This window comes from Croceibacterium aestuarii, from assembly GCF_030657335.1.
GTDB classification, from domain to species: Bacteria; Pseudomonadota; Alphaproteobacteria; order Sphingomonadales; family Sphingomonadaceae; genus Croceibacterium_B; species Croceibacterium_B aestuarii.
Genome location: NZ_CP131039.1, coordinates 741,343 through 755,056 on the forward strand (window position 1 = coordinate 741,343; position 13,714 = coordinate 755,056).

The 13,714-nt window shown below is 61.0% G+C and carries 13 protein-coding genes and 1 tRNA gene; 5 read left to right on the forward strand and 9 right to left on the reverse strand.

The annotated features are described in order from the left end of the window. The first annotated feature begins 19 nt into the window (after positions 1 to 19). On the forward strand, positions 20 to 1,765 hold the full coding sequence (locus tag Q7I88_RS03565) for an alpha/beta hydrolase family protein (protein WP_305097661.1): 1,746 nt from the start codon (positions 20 to 22) through the stop codon (positions 1,763 to 1,765). Between the two features lie 7 nt (positions 1,766 to 1,772). On the opposite strand, the gene Q7I88_RS03570 is transcribed toward Q7I88_RS03565, so the two are convergent. The 3 genes from Q7I88_RS03570 to Q7I88_RS03580 all read right to left on the reverse strand — a co-directional run bounded on the left by Q7I88_RS03570 (position 1,773) and on the right by Q7I88_RS03580 (position 3,604). Then, positions 1,773 to 2,276: an MmcB family DNA repair protein gene (locus tag Q7I88_RS03570; protein WP_305097662.1), complete on the reverse strand. Its 504-nt coding sequence runs from the start codon at positions 2,274 to 2,276 to the stop codon at positions 1,773 to 1,775. Positions 2,277 to 2,324: 48 nt separating this feature from the next. Continuing rightward, positions 2,325 to 2,732: a hypothetical protein gene (locus Q7I88_RS03575; RefSeq protein WP_305097663.1), complete on the reverse strand. Its 408-nt coding sequence runs from the start codon at positions 2,730 to 2,732 to the stop codon at positions 2,325 to 2,327. 62 nt (positions 2,733 to 2,794) lie between these two features. Then, positions 2,795 to 3,604: a hypothetical protein gene (locus Q7I88_RS03580; protein WP_305097664.1), complete on the reverse strand. Its 810-nt coding sequence runs from the start codon at positions 3,602 to 3,604 to the stop codon at positions 2,795 to 2,797. 148 nt (positions 3,605 to 3,752) lie between these two features. Between Q7I88_RS03580 and Q7I88_RS03585 the strand changes: the two genes are divergently transcribed. After that, positions 3,753 to 4,154, forward strand: coding sequence for a DUF6152 family protein (locus Q7I88_RS03585; RefSeq protein ID WP_305097665.1), 402 nt, complete (start codon positions 3,753 to 3,755; stop codon positions 4,152 to 4,154). A gap of 62 nt (positions 4,155 to 4,216) precedes the next feature. Next, positions 4,217 to 4,293 (forward strand) — tRNA-Arg (locus Q7I88_RS03590). Positions 4,294 to 4,546: 253 nt separating this feature from the next. Here the strand turns inward: Q7I88_RS03590 and Q7I88_RS03595 are convergent. From Q7I88_RS03595 to traA, 4 genes are all read right to left on the reverse strand, one after another. Next, a complete protein-coding gene (locus Q7I88_RS03595) occupies positions 4,547 to 5,107 on the reverse strand; it encodes a GIY-YIG nuclease family protein (RefSeq protein WP_305097666.1) in 561 nt (186 codons plus the stop codon). A 6-nt stretch (positions 5,108 to 5,113) separates the two neighbouring features. Continuing rightward, on the reverse strand, positions 5,114 to 5,557 hold the full coding sequence (locus tag Q7I88_RS03600) for a hypothetical protein (RefSeq protein ID WP_305097667.1): 444 nt from the start codon (positions 5,555 to 5,557) through the stop codon (positions 5,114 to 5,116). Between the two features lie 263 nt (positions 5,558 to 5,820). Then, positions 5,821 to 6,579: a DUF6118 family protein gene (locus Q7I88_RS03605; protein WP_305097668.1), complete on the reverse strand. Its 759-nt coding sequence runs from the start codon at positions 6,577 to 6,579 to the stop codon at positions 5,821 to 5,823. A 10-nt stretch (positions 6,580 to 6,589) separates the two neighbouring features. Further along, a complete protein-coding gene (gene traA, locus Q7I88_RS03610) occupies positions 6,590 to 9,475 on the reverse strand; it encodes a Ti-type conjugative transfer relaxase TraA (protein ID WP_305097669.1) in 2,886 nt (961 codons plus the stop codon). 173 nt (positions 9,476 to 9,648) lie between these two features. On the opposite strand from traA, the gene Q7I88_RS03615 reads away from it, so the two are divergent. Both Q7I88_RS03615 and Q7I88_RS03620 read left to right on the forward strand, forming a co-directional pair. After that, positions 9,649 to 9,954, forward strand: coding sequence for a conjugal transfer protein TraD (locus Q7I88_RS03615; RefSeq protein ID WP_305097670.1), 306 nt, complete (start codon positions 9,649 to 9,651; stop codon positions 9,952 to 9,954). Between the two features lie 22 nt (positions 9,955 to 9,976). After that, positions 9,977 to 10,210: a conjugal transfer protein TraD gene (locus Q7I88_RS03620; RefSeq protein WP_305097671.1), complete on the forward strand. Its 234-nt coding sequence runs from the start codon at positions 9,977 to 9,979 to the stop codon at positions 10,208 to 10,210. Positions 10,211 to 10,237: 27 nt separating this feature from the next. On the opposite strand, the gene Q7I88_RS03625 is transcribed toward Q7I88_RS03620, so the two are convergent. Next, complete coding sequence (locus Q7I88_RS03625; RefSeq protein WP_305097672.1) at positions 10,238 to 12,412, reverse strand: DEAD/DEAH box helicase; 2,175 nt, start codon at positions 12,410 to 12,412, stop codon at positions 10,238 to 10,240. After that, entirely contained in the window at positions 12,409 to 13,713 is a 1,305-nt protein-coding gene (locus Q7I88_RS03630) for an ATP-binding protein (protein ID WP_305097673.1), read from the reverse strand. Before Q7I88_RS03630 ends, Q7I88_RS03625 begins: the two co-directional genes overlap by 4 nt. Between the last annotated feature and the right edge of the window lies 1 nt (position 13,714).

Sequence of the window (13,714 nt, forward strand, 5' to 3'; positions counted from 1 at the left end):
TGGTATCTGGAGAAGAACCATGTCTTTCATTCGCTCGTTCGGCGCGGCTGCGGCGGCCCTCTCGCTTTTACTCGCCGGCGTTCCGGCATTGGCGCAGGAAGCGCCGCAAATCGTCGGCGATTGGCACGGCACCCTGACGACGCCGCGTGGGCCGGTCGTCCTGGTGCTATATGTGACCGAAGGCGAGGACGGCGCGCTTGAAGCCAAGGTCGAGAATGCCAACCAGGCGCCCGGACAAATGGCCGATGTGACCAGCATCGCGGTCGACGGCGAGCACCTGTCGTGGAAGATCGACCGGATCGGCGCGAGCTTCGAAGGCGACTGGCAAGCGGAAAATCATGCCTGGAAGGGCACATTCAACCAAGGCGGAGCGCTGCCCCTCACCTTCGAGGCAGGTCTGCCGCCGCCCATGCCGGTGGTGGAAGGTCTGGATGGGCTCTGGGAAGGCACCGCAAAGCTCAACAATGCGAACCTGCGCCAGGTCCTGCGCATCACCACCGGCGAACGCGGCACGATCATGCTGATCGATTCGCCCGATCAGCTTGCGAACGGCGTCCCGGTAGAGGACTTCAGGCGCAACGGGCGGGAGGTCAGCTTCTCGCTGATGGGAGGCGTGACGAAATTCACCGGAACCCTGTCCGAAGACATGACCCGTCTCAATGGCGCCTATACGAATACGCTCAACGACAATGTCGCCGAAGTCAGTCTGACACGAATGCAGGGCGAGGCGGCGGCGCCCAAACCGCCGGCACGGCCGCAAACGCCGCAGGAGCCTTTCCCTTACACCGCCGAGGAAGTGGCATTCGACAATCCGGCGTTTGCCGAAGTTCATCTCGCCGGCACGCTGACACTTCCCGAAGGCAAGGGCCCCTTTCCCGCCGCCGTCCTGATCACCGGTTCGGGCGGACAGGATCGTGACGAAACGCTGATGGGACACCGCCCCTTTGCGGTCATCGCCGACTATCTCACGCGCCGCGGCATTGCCGTGCTGCGCTACGACGACCGCGGCGTGGCCAAGTCGACCGGGGACTATGCCGCGGCGACCTCGGCCGATCTTGCCACCGACGCCAACGCCGCAGCCGCCTATCTCATGACCCGTCCCGAGATACGCCACGACGCGGTCGGCTTTATCGGCCATTCCGAAGGCGGCATGATCGGGCCGATCGCCGCGTCGAAAAACTCCGACATCGCCTTCGTCGTCATGCTGGCCGGACCGGGAACGCACCTCGACCAGCTGATGCTGTCGCAGCAGCGGCTGATCGGAATGACGATGGGCGCCAGCGAGGCGCAGGTCGACAAGCAGGAACCGGTCATGGCCGCCCTCTTCCGGGCCATTGCCGACGCCGACACGCCCGAAGCGGGCAAGGCGGCTGCGCGCGCCGTTCTGACCCCCGAGGCGCTGGCGAAACTCGGCGTGCCGGCGAACTACGATCCCGACGTGATCGTCGGGCAGATCTCCGGTCCGTGGTACCAGTATTTCCTGAAGTATGACCCTGCTCCGGTCCTGGCCTCGCTGGAAATGCCGATCCTGGCGATCGGGGGCAGCCTCGACCTGCAGGTTCCGGCCGAGGCCAACCTCGCAGCGATCAAAGCGGCGACAGCGGCCAATTCCGATGCGACCGTAACCGAACTGCCCGGCCTCAATCACCTGTTCCAGCACGCCAAGACCGGCGGGATCGGCGAATACGCCCAGATCGAGGAGACCTTTGCTCCTGAGGCACTCGATCTGGTCGGAGACTGGATTGCCGCGCGCTTCGTGAATTGACCTCTTTCTAACCGGCAGTGCGTCCCCAGCCGCCGCATTCGGCGTCGCTGCCGACGGTCAGACGGCGCAGCGCGGCGCGGGCCAGCCGCTCGGTCTCGGTCTTGCGGCGCGCCGCGGCGAGCGGCTGGGAGGGTGCCGGGCGGACGATCTCCGCATCGTATTCGTCCGCCACAATCACCCCGCAGCAGTCGGGCCGGAAATCGGCTCCATCGAGGCACGCGCGGTCGAGTTCGGGCGGCAGGCCCCAGTAAAAGCGGTCGCAGAACTCGAGATAGTCGGGCCATTTGGCGTCGCCGAGAAGGTCGGCGCGCGCGGTCTTGATTTCCACGATGACGATTCGGCCCCTCGCGTCGATTCCCATCAGATCGGCGCGGCGACCGTTCCTGAGCGGCATTTCACTCAGCGCCCAGATGTCGTTGCGCGCGAACAGTCGGCAGATGCCGCGCGTCACGGCCTGGGCGCGGCGATCGAATTCATCGAGCGCTGTGGCGAGTGCGGACGAATCGGCCATCCCGCTTCGTTGGAACAGAGCAAGAACTTCGTCAAGCCGCAGATGGAATCAGGCGCTGCGCGGCGGACCCATGGCTCCGCTCGGCGGCAATAGAGCGACCACTGCCCCCCGTGCGGCGATGTATTCGCGCCATAACGCCAGCGCCGCAGGGCGCGGATCGGCACCGCGCGCATTGACCCCGAGCAACGCGGCTATGCCGGGCTGCATCATCGCGGCGATGTCGTCGATCTGCTGATCGGCGAGCTCGCGGCGCCATTTCGCTGCATCGCGCATCAATGCCGGCAAGTTGCGCACTTCCGGGCGCGGCCGCTCCTGATCGAGGCCTGCCAGCGTCGCAACGACATTGGCCGCCTCCTGCAGGGCGGCCCATTTGCGGCTCGATGCGCCGGCGGCGCCCTGGCCGAAGTGGATGCGCCCGGACCTGCCGGGCGTCATCGTCGGGGGAACGGCGTTCATGGGGGCGAGAATAGTCCGAGGCCCTTGCCAATTCGCTAACCGGCTGCGGCCGGCTTCGACCGTCAGTTTCCGGCTTCGTCTTGGCCGAGCTCGGCGAAAGGATCGTCCTTGTCGTCGAGCTTGAGGTCGATGTTTGCTCCGCCGTCGCCCGATTCGAGACGGTTGTTTTCCGCGCAGACATATTCCCGCATCGGGAACGAGTTATCGAGCTTGAAAGCAACCTTCGTGACGTAGGGCTCCATCAGCACCTCCGGATCCTCGATGGTGATCTCGTCGACCATCTGGCCCGGTGCGGTGAGGTAAAACCGTTCGTGGGTCGTCATCTTGGCGCTGTGCTCGACGCCGGGTGCGATGGTGGTCAGCAGGCTGAAGCCGTTGCTGTCGACGATCAGCGTGTCGCCCTCCCAGTGGCCGACCGAATTGCCCTTGAAGAACAAATCGGGGTCCTCAGGCAGCTTCTGACCGAGATAGACCCGGCGCACCTGTTCATAGGCTTCGGTGATGATCGTGACCCGGTCGGGCGAATAGAGAAATTCGATGGGATAGGGCTGCTGCATCATCCCCGGCATCCCCGGTGGCAGGCAGTGTGCCTGGGCATAGAGCGGCGGACCGCCTTCCTTGTACTTCGCGTTGAAGGCGTCGAGTTTGGCCTGCGCTTTCGGCGTCAGCACCATCGGCTTTCCGCGATTGGCGAACAGCTTGGACCAGTCCGGGTACCAGACGCCGGTCCAGTCGGGCCACTGCACGACCTGCTGATATTCGGTCGCGCGCGGCACGGTGAAGTCCTTGTTCGGCTCTTGTGCGCTGAGCGCTCCGCCAGGCCCCGTTGTCAGCAGTGCGGCTCCGGCAAGGAGGTATTTGCGCCCGATCATCTGGTTTTCTCCCGCGATATTTCAGGCTGCAAATTGTGACCCTATTTGACTACAGTCAAGAAGCAGGTTGATTTTGTCCGTTAGACACTGGCAAATAGCAACAGATCGCCCAGCGCAGGTTCATCTGCAGTCGGGCATAGGAGAGGCCATGACAAAGATTTCCCCCCGCTTCGCCCTCGCCGCTGCCGCGCTCGCGGCGCTTGCGATTCCCGCCGCCGCCCACCATTCGACCGCGATGTTCGAATGGGGCAAGGCCAAGCCGCTCGAGAACATGACGGTCCAGCGGTGGGAATGGACCAACCCGCACACCTTTCTCTACGCCACCGATGCCGAAGGCAACAAATGGGCGTTCGAAGGCATGAGCCCCAACCACCTGGTCCGCTACGGCTGGTCGAAGCGCTCGCTCAAGCCGGGCGACAAGATCGACATGACGTATTATCCGCTGCGGGACGGCCGGCGTGGCGGTTTCGACGTCACCGTTCATTTCTCCGACGGGAGTTCGCTCAACCAGTTCGGCGAAGCCGGCTCGCGCACAGCCAACGCCAACTGACGGGCCCAAACCGCTTTCCGCTTGGCGCGCCGCATGGCTGTTGCTAGGCGCTCGTCCCGCACGCACCCGTAGCTCAGCTGGATAGAGCGCTGCCCTCCGAAGGCAGAGGTCACAGGTTCGAATCCTGTCGGGTGCGCCAGTCAACTACCTTAGGGCGTTATGATTGCTCTACTTTTTAGAAAATCGCAGAAGCAGTTCCTACGATTGACCCCACATAATGTGCGGGCTTTTCCAGCACATTCTGGGGCTTTCCGGGACGTTCGATAGCCGCACTTGCCCTCTTCAGAAGGCACCTGCAGAGCAGCGAATCCACGCGAATCTGGGCATTGCCCGCACACGACGCAATTGTACTTGGTACATCCGATACTTGGCTAAATGGCAAATCAACGCCCTCAAGCGGTCAGCGCTCTCGCCGTTGCCCTTCGATTGTTTCGCAACTCACTCAACGTGGGGGAGAAAGGATGGGTGGAGAAGTCGATGTTCAGGGGCGTCCTGTAACTTTTGACCAAGTCCTGTTCGGCTTCAGCCGGTCGAGGATCGGTGATCCAGCAGGCGTAAATATTCTCATCCATCCAGTTGCGGAGCCGCGCTGCTCCTTGAGGAGATGTGTGGAATTTGGCCTTGCCCTTTTCGATACGCAGAACGCTAGGTCCAGCGACGTCCGGTAATAGTGAAGCCAGCGTCAGACAGATCGTCGAACGACGCTCGTTCCCGCCAAGGTGGTTCTGACCCAGCCTGTTACGCAACGTACCGCGCCTCGCGAGGTCAGCACCTGCGGTGCCTATATACAGAAGGCTAAGCTTTCCGCGACAAAAGGCTCCATCGATTGGGGCGATCCCTGGCGCGATCCCAAAGTAAAACCCGTAAACACCCCGGTCGGTAGGCAGCATCGCCTTATTGCGACGCACATCGGAGAGTTGATACAGAGGGCTGGTTTGAAGGAAATCTGGCATAACATCTCAGTCCGATCTCGGTACGGTCTCCTTGGCTGCGAGCGACCACTCCGCGAGTGGGACGAAATGCTCGTCGATGATCTTCATAACTTCGTGATCATCATACTGCGTTGTGAAGCCTGCCTGTGTCGCCCAGCTCTTTGTGACTCCGGACAGCCAGAAATAGACGAAAAAGCAGTTTGCAAAGACCTCCGTTAGGAAGTCATTCGAGATTCTCAACGAGGCTTCGTCTTCAAGACCCCAGCCTGGTACCTCTTCGAGTCGATGAACCATCTGATTGCGGATATTGAGAAACGTCGAAAGGCGGGAATCGATTTGAGGTTCGACGTCAACACGGAACCGGAGTTGATTCAGGAAATAGCCAATAGTTTTTTCCCGTTCAGCTTTCGACTGCGCTTCCCACTTTTCGAGATCAAGTCCTTCCTGCCCTTTCTGTATGACGAATGTCATCACAAAGCGAAACGCGGCTTCAACGTTTTGTACAAAGAGCAGAGCCTCCCCAAGCCGAGCTAGCGTATCTTGTTTGGTTGTGCCTCGCCTCGCGTCAATTACACGGCGTAGCTGGTCGAATGTGAAAGGGATCATAGGCTGCGTCGAAGAAATCAAGTCATGCTTGTCTTGTTGGCTCGGTATATCTCACTTCACGACAAGGCACCAAAGCTGGCCAAACAAGGATTTGTCGTTCTATCCGATCTTGGTGCCAGCACAAACCTTCATGGCTTGATCTGAATTGAACAACTGACAGACTTTTCCGCTTTCTGTGCCCGCTCATGGCAGCGATCCAAGGCTTCTCGGTTTGCGCCCAGGATGAGCTGCGCTGTAGCCAGTTCCTCCCAGGCTTCGGGGTTCTCAGACCGGATCAATCTTATTCCCGCTTCCACGATGGTCGGTTCGCCAACCGCCTTGCGAGCCATACTTTCAGGCCAATGCCAGCTTTCGGGCATAGCGCGGGCAATGGTGCCGGGCAGGATCGTCCAAAGCAGCATACCGGCAACCAGCCCTATGGCTGCAAAGCGCCAGGTCTGGCGCTTCTGTTCGGCCTCGACGCGGACACGCCCGACAATTGCAGCGAGACGACCGGTTGCGTTTTCCAGGTCTTTGCGGCCCTGCCGGAACAGGTCGCTGCTGTCGCGCAGCATATCGAGCGAGGCGCGCTTGATCTGAACTGCAATGTCTTCCGGCGTCAGCTCGATGGCAGGCTTGCTGCCGATTGCGGTCAGCGTCTTGGAGACCTGTGCCAGCTGTTCGGCCATTTGTCCGAGCGTAGTCGTGTAGTCCGGGATCACGATGTCAGCTCGCTCCCTGGCCATGTTTTGGACCGTATGGCGCACCATCGCCATTTCGCCTTCGAGACGGGCGAAGGCTTCCGCTGCCGGATCGGATTCCGTCACAGCCTCCGGTTCTGGGTCCTGAGCGGGTGGTTCCTCCACTTCGAGGTCCAGTTGCACCTCTTCGATGTGGTCGTCTTCCATGTCGTTTCTCCTAGATGCCCATGTCGAAAGCGCGGGTGCGCTCGCGACTGAGGGTTGCGGTGAGTTCGTTTGCGATGCTGCGTTCGGGCTTCGGATCGATGCCGAGTTCGCGGGTCTTGCCGCGCAGCAAGCCTTCGACTTGCGGGTCGCGTTCAAGCCCCTTCGCCAGCTCGTTAAGCTTGGCCGACACGCGGGCAGCGCCTGCACGGTCGCCTTGCTGCTCAAGCTGTTTGCGGGTCGTGCTCAAGCCCTGCCAGTCGCTGACAAAGCGCTCGGTTCGCAGCGCCGGATCGGTGCGGACGGCGGCTTCATGCTGCGTGGCTCGCATCGCCTCCTGGCTGCGCCCGCCAGCGGCCTCTGCAATAAGCTCAGGACGCCGCTCAAGCGCCTTGGCAAGATCGGCGGCGGCATGGGGCCGGATCGCATCGAGCGTGTTTCCTGCCTTCTCCAGCGCGTCCCTCTGGTGCGGGAGAACGGGCAAGCCCTGGGCCTGCATGGTTCCGATATCGCCCAGCGCGCGGGCATAGCGTTCGACTGCGCGGCGCTGCTCGTTCCGTGTGTTCGATTGTGCTGGAAGCGGCTCAAGCAGCCGTGCCTGCGGACGGAAGTTTCCGAAGATCGATTTGGCGCGTTCAGGCACCTGCCGAACCATCTCCACGATCCGTTCGCGGAAGCTGATTCCGCGCAGTTCGGCGAAAGCCTGTTCGGGCTGGTAGTCGCCCGCCATATCCTTCCTGCGCTCGCGGCTCAGGGTGCGGATGAGTTTCGACCGGTCGGCAAAGTCATCGCGCCCATAGTGCAGCGCCAGCCCGTCGCGATGGCGCGACATGGCAACATAGGCGGAATGACTGTCCATGCCCGGTGTGGCGAGCACATGCGTGCGGTCCACCGTCATCCCCTGCGCCTTGTGGATCGTGGCGGCGTAGCCATGATCGATGTGGGCATAGTCCTTGGTGTCGAACGCAACTTCGCGACCATCGTCGGTGCACACTGCCATGCTCTGGCCGCTGGCGTTTTCGACCGTGCCCAGCGTCCCGTTCTTGACCCCAAGCCCACGCTCATTGCGCAGGAAGATGATCCGGTCGCCCGATGCAAACTGGCGTTCGCCGCGGGCCGCCTTGATCGTGGCATCGATTGCCAATGCGCCAGCCTCGCGCATCTTCTCGCGCGCCATCTGGTTCAGTTCGCGCACCTCGTCATTGGTGTGGGTGAGGATGATACGGCTGTCGTCGGGGTTGGCTTGCCGTTCCTGATTCCAGTGTTCGATCAGGTCAGCGCGCGCAGCCTCGCGTGTGTCGGCGGCATGGACCATGCCGCGTTCCTCGTAGCTGCGGATCGCTTCGCCGGTGCGACCCGTTGCGAGGTGCCGGGTCGCATCCTGCTGCCATGCCGAAAGCTGGCGGCGAACCTCGCTGATCTCGACCCCGCCGTGGCGTTCGTGGATTGCCCGGAATGCCGCGCCTGCCTCGATGGCCTGAAGCTGCTGCTGGTCGCCAACCAGAACAACTTTCGCACCGGCCTTGGCCGCATGGGAGAGTACGCGCTCCATCTGGCGCGTGCCGACCATGCCAGCCTCGTCGATGACCAGCACATCCTTGGCAGTTAGCTGCTCGCGGCCTTTGCCCCACTGGTGTTCAAGGCTGGCGATGGTGCGCGATGCAATGCCAGAGCCGTTCTCCAGACCTTCGGCGGCAATGCCGGAAAGCGCTGCGCCGCGCACATTATAGCACGCGCTTTCCCATGCCTCGCGCGCAACGCCTAGCATGGCGCTCTTGCCGGTTCCGGCATAGCCAACGACAACCGAAAGACCGCCCTTCTTCGTGACGTGTTCGAAGGCGGATTTCTGTTCGCCTGAGAGTATCAGGCCGCGCTTAGCAGCGCTCCCTAACGCGGCGTTTCGCTGGACTTCACTGACGCTGTGTCTGGTGCGCTGCGCCATCATGTCAGCGGCATGATGCAGGCGCTGTTCGGTCTCGATCATCGCCCGAGAAGTGAACCGGTCCTGGCCGCGTCCATCCTTGCCCAAGGCAATCAGGTCAGGCGATGCGCGCACGGCGTTGTAGACCGCGTCGAACTGCTCCTTTCCGTCACTATGCCGGTGAGCAAACGCGGCGAGATCGCGCTTCGTGAACGTGGCCTGCTGGTGGGTGATCGCATCGAGTGCCAGCTCCGGATTGGCGATGATCCGCTCGCCATTGCGCTGGGCGATGGCGCGGTGTTCTTCGATCCGCTCGGCTTCGAGCCCGCGACCGCCAATCCGCGAGGCGGCGGGGCCGATCTTGTCCTGCGGCTCCAGCGCAATCCCCTGCGCTTCCAGGCTGCGATGATCGATCCGCGCATCGATGTCGCGCTCCGCCAGCGCGCGGTTCACATGATCGGCCCAGCGCTCGCGCCATTGCTCGATCAGCGCGGTCTTGTTCCAGTCGCGAACCTTTGCGCCAAAGCCATCCTTCGTGACCTCGCGCATCGTCACCATGACGTGTGCGTGGGGCTTGGCCTTGCCGTCCTTGCCGATATCCCAATGTATGTTGAGATCGGCGATCATGCCCTTCTCGACGAACTCCGCTTTCACAAACTCGCGCGCCAGCTTGATGTTGTCTTTCTTCGGCAGCTCGCGGGGCAGGGCGAACTCGACCTCGCGGGCAAGCTGGGAATCCTTGCGCTTCTCGGCGGCCTCGACTGCATTCCACAAGGTGGCGCGGTCGGCGAAGGCTTCGGGCGCGCCTTTGGGCAACATCACTTCGGAATGAAGAAGGCCTGCCTTGTTGGTGAAATCATGGGTTCTGTCGATCCGCTCATCGTGCAGCCGTTCGCCTGCACGATAGGCCGCTGCCGCCACGGCACTGCGTCCGCTCGACCTTCCGATGACCTTTGCGCTGAAGTGAAAGATTGCCATGTCGGCAATCCAGTTACACCGCAAACGCCACGTCGGCACGACGTATAAGCGCGCCCTCTCATGATAAAATCCTGATCGGGACTAGGCGGTATCACACTGTCCCGGCGACCTTACTGCATTGGATTACAACCAGGATTATCATGGCTCCATCACACCAACGATGGAGACAACACATGCGCAAACCCCGCGATTTTGATTCGGAACTGAAGGTCCTCGCCGACAAGGCAAAGCAGTTGAAGGAACGCCGCGTGCGCGACCTTGGAGCGCTGGTCACGGCAACCGGAGCCGATGCGCTCGATGCCGATGTCCTGGCGGGCGCGCTGCTCGATGCTGCCGCCAATACCGACAAGGCCATCGTGGAGGGCTGGCGCAAGCGCGGCGCGGCTTTCTTTCAAGGCAAGTCACGCGACACTTCGGGCGGACCTGGCAAACAGCCGGAAGGCACTCTCCCGCTCGATGGCGGCGCGGCATCGGCTTGAGGCGGCAAAGGCTCGAACCGACATGCGCGAATGGCAGGTCAAACGCCGCGAAAGGACCAGGCAACTGATCGAGCTGGGCGGACTTGTCGCCAAGGCTGAGTTGATCGAGTTGACCGATGATGATCGCGCCGCGCTCTACGGTGCGTTCCTCACCGTCGCTGCCAAGCTGCGCGGGCCGGATGGGGCGCAGGCGCTGGTCCTGTTCCGGCGCAAGGGCAAGCGGGCGTTCGAGGCGGAGCTATCGAATGACGGATAGCAGCACGATCCGAAAGGCAATTGGCGGCTAATCGCGTCCTAAAATTGAGCGGGTCAACTCTGCCAATCCGCTAGCATCTAGGTGAGCGGACAAAGCATCTTTCTGCAGCAATTCCTCTGTCAAATGTGGATGGAATTTCTCGAACAAAAGGTTCGGTGAATGAGCAAATAGGTCCACCTCTTTGCCATCTGCCAGAGCTGAAAGGGCATCGATCAACTGCGGACTTTCGTCCTTCCCGAACACTTCCAGAAACCCATCGTGTGTCTGAACGGTGAAGCCGTTGGCGCGAAGGGCGAGTGCCAAGGTCGTTGTCCGAACGGAACCCGTTTTGGTCGCTATGACAGCAGCGTTGTCGCTTAGTTGCGCAATCCTTCCAGGGTCAAATTGCAGTTGGCTGTAATTGCTGCGTGCCTCGTCGAGTAGCTCCAGCGCTGTCGCATCAAGGTAGATCGGGCGCTTTTGTCCCTTCAGAACATCGAACATGCGCTGGATCACCCGGTCATGGATGTTGCCAGGGTCGCCCCCAAAGATGGGCGGCACTCCGGCTTTCGCCGGTGCAACCAGGATGACACGATCCCGGTCGAGAACTTCCTGCACCAGCCAGCGCCTGCCCGAAAAAATGAGAAGCATTCCGGGCGCAATCATGTTGTCGATGGGGAGTGTTCCAAGCTCTTTACCGCCGGAAATCAACCGGTATTCCTCCGGTGTCTGAAATACGGCGTAGAAGCTATAGTGCTCGACCAGCTTCTCGCCATTGGCACCGAGCAACAGAAGGCCATCGCTGGCTTGCTCAATGAGCGCGACCTCGGGTTGCCCGAGTGCTCGCAAGACATCCAGAAACAACTGGGTATCGACCTGGCGGAACGGTCCAGTCTGGCAGAGAATCCCGTGTAGTTGTTGCGCACGTATTCCGCCCCGCTCGGCGATCACCGATAGGATTTGGTGAACTAGGGTCGAAAGGTGCAGGGCCTCGCGTTGCGGCGGTTCGCACCAGCCTTCCAAAAGCAATTCGATCATCGCAATGGCCCGCACCATGCCCAGGCGAAGACGGTCCGAGAAATTGCTTGTCGGCGTAAGCTTCGCCTCGACTGCGTATTGTCGAAGGATGGCTGGCTTGCCCGGTCGCCGCCCTGAACGGCCAAGTCTTTGCCTGAGCGATGCGACGCTGAACGGTGCGCCAAGCTGGCCGACACAGGTCACATCGCCAATATCAATTCCCAGTTCCAGCGTGGAAGTGCAGATGGCAGTCGTCGGCGCAGTACCATCTTTGAGGCGACGTTCGACGAAGTCCCGATGCTCGCGCGATAGGCTGGCGTGGTGAGGGTAAAATTCCTGCGGCAGGTGTTCCTTTTCGCAGAGTGCGCGCAACCGATCTGAGTAGATTTCAACTGTCTGACGCGCACCGCCAAAGACAAGATTGTCGCTGCCTCTCAGGTGTTCGAATAGGTGCTGCGCAATGGCATCCGTCGCTGAAGGGCCTTCATGGTCCTTGTCGCCAGCAACGTAGCCACGGAGCTGAAGCTGCAATTCGGCTGATCCGCCCTCGGCAATGACCTGTTCGACTTCAACTGGGCTGTCAGGACGAAGATAGGCCTTCGCCAGCTCCATATCTCCGAGTGTGGCCGACAAACCGACCCGACGAATAGGTCTCTTGAGGGCGATTTCGAGGCGCGTGAGAAGCGAACGCATCTGGATGCCTCGCTCACTGTCGAGGACCGAATGCAATTCATCGAGAATGACTGCGCGGGTCGCTCCAAACAGCCTCGGAATCTCCAATCCGCGTCGAATGAATAGCGCTTCAAGGGACTCCGGGGTGATTAGCAGCACGCCCCTCGGTCGCTTGGTAGCCTTAGCCTTCACCGATGACGAAACGTCGCCATGCCACGGCGTGATAGGCAAGTCTGTATCGCGACAAATGTCTTCAAGTCGGCGCGCCTGATCGGTGATGAGCGCCTTCAGCGGCGCGACATACAGAACATCGAATCCGGAGTCCTCACTGGGTTCATCGAGCACCTGGGACAGTAGCGGGAGAAACGCGGCTTCGGTCTTGCCTCCGGCGGTGCTGGCGGCGACAATCAGGTCACGATTGCCGTCCATAAGCACGTGCGTTGCGCGCGCCTGAATATCGCGCAATTCCTTCCAGCCTTGCTGACGAATCCATTTCTGGATTGGCCGAGCCAGCTTGTCGAACGCCGTGCTCACAGTCGGAAGCTGGCTAGCTCGTCGCTCTCGGGAACAGCGCCAACGCTCTCATCCACGTCGCTCATGTCGTCACCAGAATCCTCCGCCACGTCGAGTTCTTCGATGAGGTCCGACCATTCGACGCCGGGGTTTTGTTCGAGCACCGCCAGAAGATTCACGAATGCCGTGACCGTGTTCCGAGGGGTTCTGAAATAGGCCTCCCCGATCCTGTCCGAACAGTGCGCCATAAACGCTTCCAAGGCGTTGTCTGGCAGGATTGCTTCATCGCCCTGCATAACGGCGCGAATGTTGGCCAGAAGCACGAACAAATCTTCGGGCGTGAGGCTGGCTAGTCGAATGACCGGCCCGGAGAGATCGACCAGTCCGTCACGCGCAAAGGCGTTCTCTGCGAGGCGAGACTGGAGGGCCTCATAGCTGTAGAGGCCGCGCCGCGTATTCATGAGGAATTCCGGCGTTCCTCCCATGAGGAACCCAAGGTTCTCCGCGCTGCCCTGGAGCACGTCGTTCAGAATGCGCAGGATTTGCTCATAGTTGGCGTTGCGCGCTTGCGATGAAGTCAGCTTGTAGAGGTTGACCATCTCGTCAAGGCCAACGAGCAGGCCCTTGTAGCCAGCTTCACAGACAAAGGCCGACATCAGTTTGAGGTGGTCGTAGACGCTGGCGTCATTGACGATAGTGCGAACACCAAGAGCCTTGCGAGCATCCGTTTTGGTTGCAAATTCGCCGCGCAGCCATCTGATCGCCGCCGATTTCAGCTCTTCATCGCCGGTTTCGTGCCCCTCCCAATACCGGCGGATCACCTGCGCGAAGTCGAAGCCTCCTGTGAGCTCCTCGAAATGGGCAAGGCGCTGGCGAATGATGTCATCTGTCGATTGTTCTTGCGCCTCGGCATCGTGCTGGGCCTGGCTGACAAAGCGTTCGACAACATTCGACAATGCACCACCATCTGGCTTGGTCCGGGTGGCAAGATTTCGCGCCATCTCCGCGTAGAGGCCCCGTGCTTGCCCGCCGGTCGCGTGGATGCGTCGATCCGGGGCTAGGTCGGCAAACATGACGACCAGTCCCTTTTCGAGCGCCACAAGCCGGATCAGGTTCATGAAGAAGGTCTTGCCGGAGCCATACTCGCCGATGATGAAACGAATGGCTGAACCGCCATCGGCGATCCGGTCCATGTCCTTGACGAGTTCCTCGATCTCACGTGCTCGTCCAACCTGGATGTGCCGAAGCCCCAATTTGGGAACAACACCGGCGCGTAGCGCCTGAACGATGGCGTCGCGTTCGCGCGGTTTCAGTCTCGCCATG

Coding starts and splice junctions, on each gene's coding strand:
- traA (WP_305097669.1), bottom strand. CDS start 9,475: ATGGCAATCTTTCACTTCAGCGCAAAGGTCATCGGAAGGTCGAGCGGA.
- Q7I88_RS03575 (WP_305097663.1), bottom strand. CDS start 2,732: ATGAACGCCGTTCCCCCGACGATGACGCCCGGCAGGTCCGGGCGCATC.
- Q7I88_RS03620 (WP_305097671.1), top strand. CDS start 9,977: ATGCGCGAATGGCAGGTCAAACGCCGCGAAAGGACCAGGCAACTGATC.
- Q7I88_RS03605 (WP_305097668.1), bottom strand. CDS start 6,579: ATGGAAGACGACCACATCGAAGAGGTGCAACTGGACCTCGAAGTGGAG.
- Q7I88_RS03615 (WP_305097670.1), top strand. CDS start 9,649: ATGCGCAAACCCCGCGATTTTGATTCGGAACTGAAGGTCCTCGCCGAC.
- Q7I88_RS03565 (WP_305097661.1), top strand. CDS start 20: ATGTCTTTCATTCGCTCGTTCGGCGCGGCTGCGGCGGCCCTCTCGCTT.
- Q7I88_RS03600 (WP_305097667.1), bottom strand. CDS start 5,557: ATGACATTCGTCATACAGAAAGGGCAGGAAGGACTTGATCTCGAAAAG.
- Q7I88_RS03630 (WP_305097673.1), bottom strand. CDS start 13,713: ATGGCGAGACTGAAACCGCGCGAACGCGACGCCATCGTTCAGGCGCTA.
- Q7I88_RS03570 (WP_305097662.1), bottom strand. CDS start 2,276: ATGGCCGATTCGTCCGCACTCGCCACAGCGCTCGATGAATTCGATCGC.
- Q7I88_RS03595 (WP_305097666.1), bottom strand. CDS start 5,107: ATGCCAGATTTCCTTCAAACCAGCCCTCTGTATCAACTCTCCGATGTG.
- Q7I88_RS03580 (WP_305097664.1), bottom strand. CDS start 3,604: ATGATCGGGCGCAAATACCTCCTTGCCGGAGCCGCACTGCTGACAACG.
- Q7I88_RS03585 (WP_305097665.1), top strand. CDS start 3,753: ATGACAAAGATTTCCCCCCGCTTCGCCCTCGCCGCTGCCGCGCTCGCG.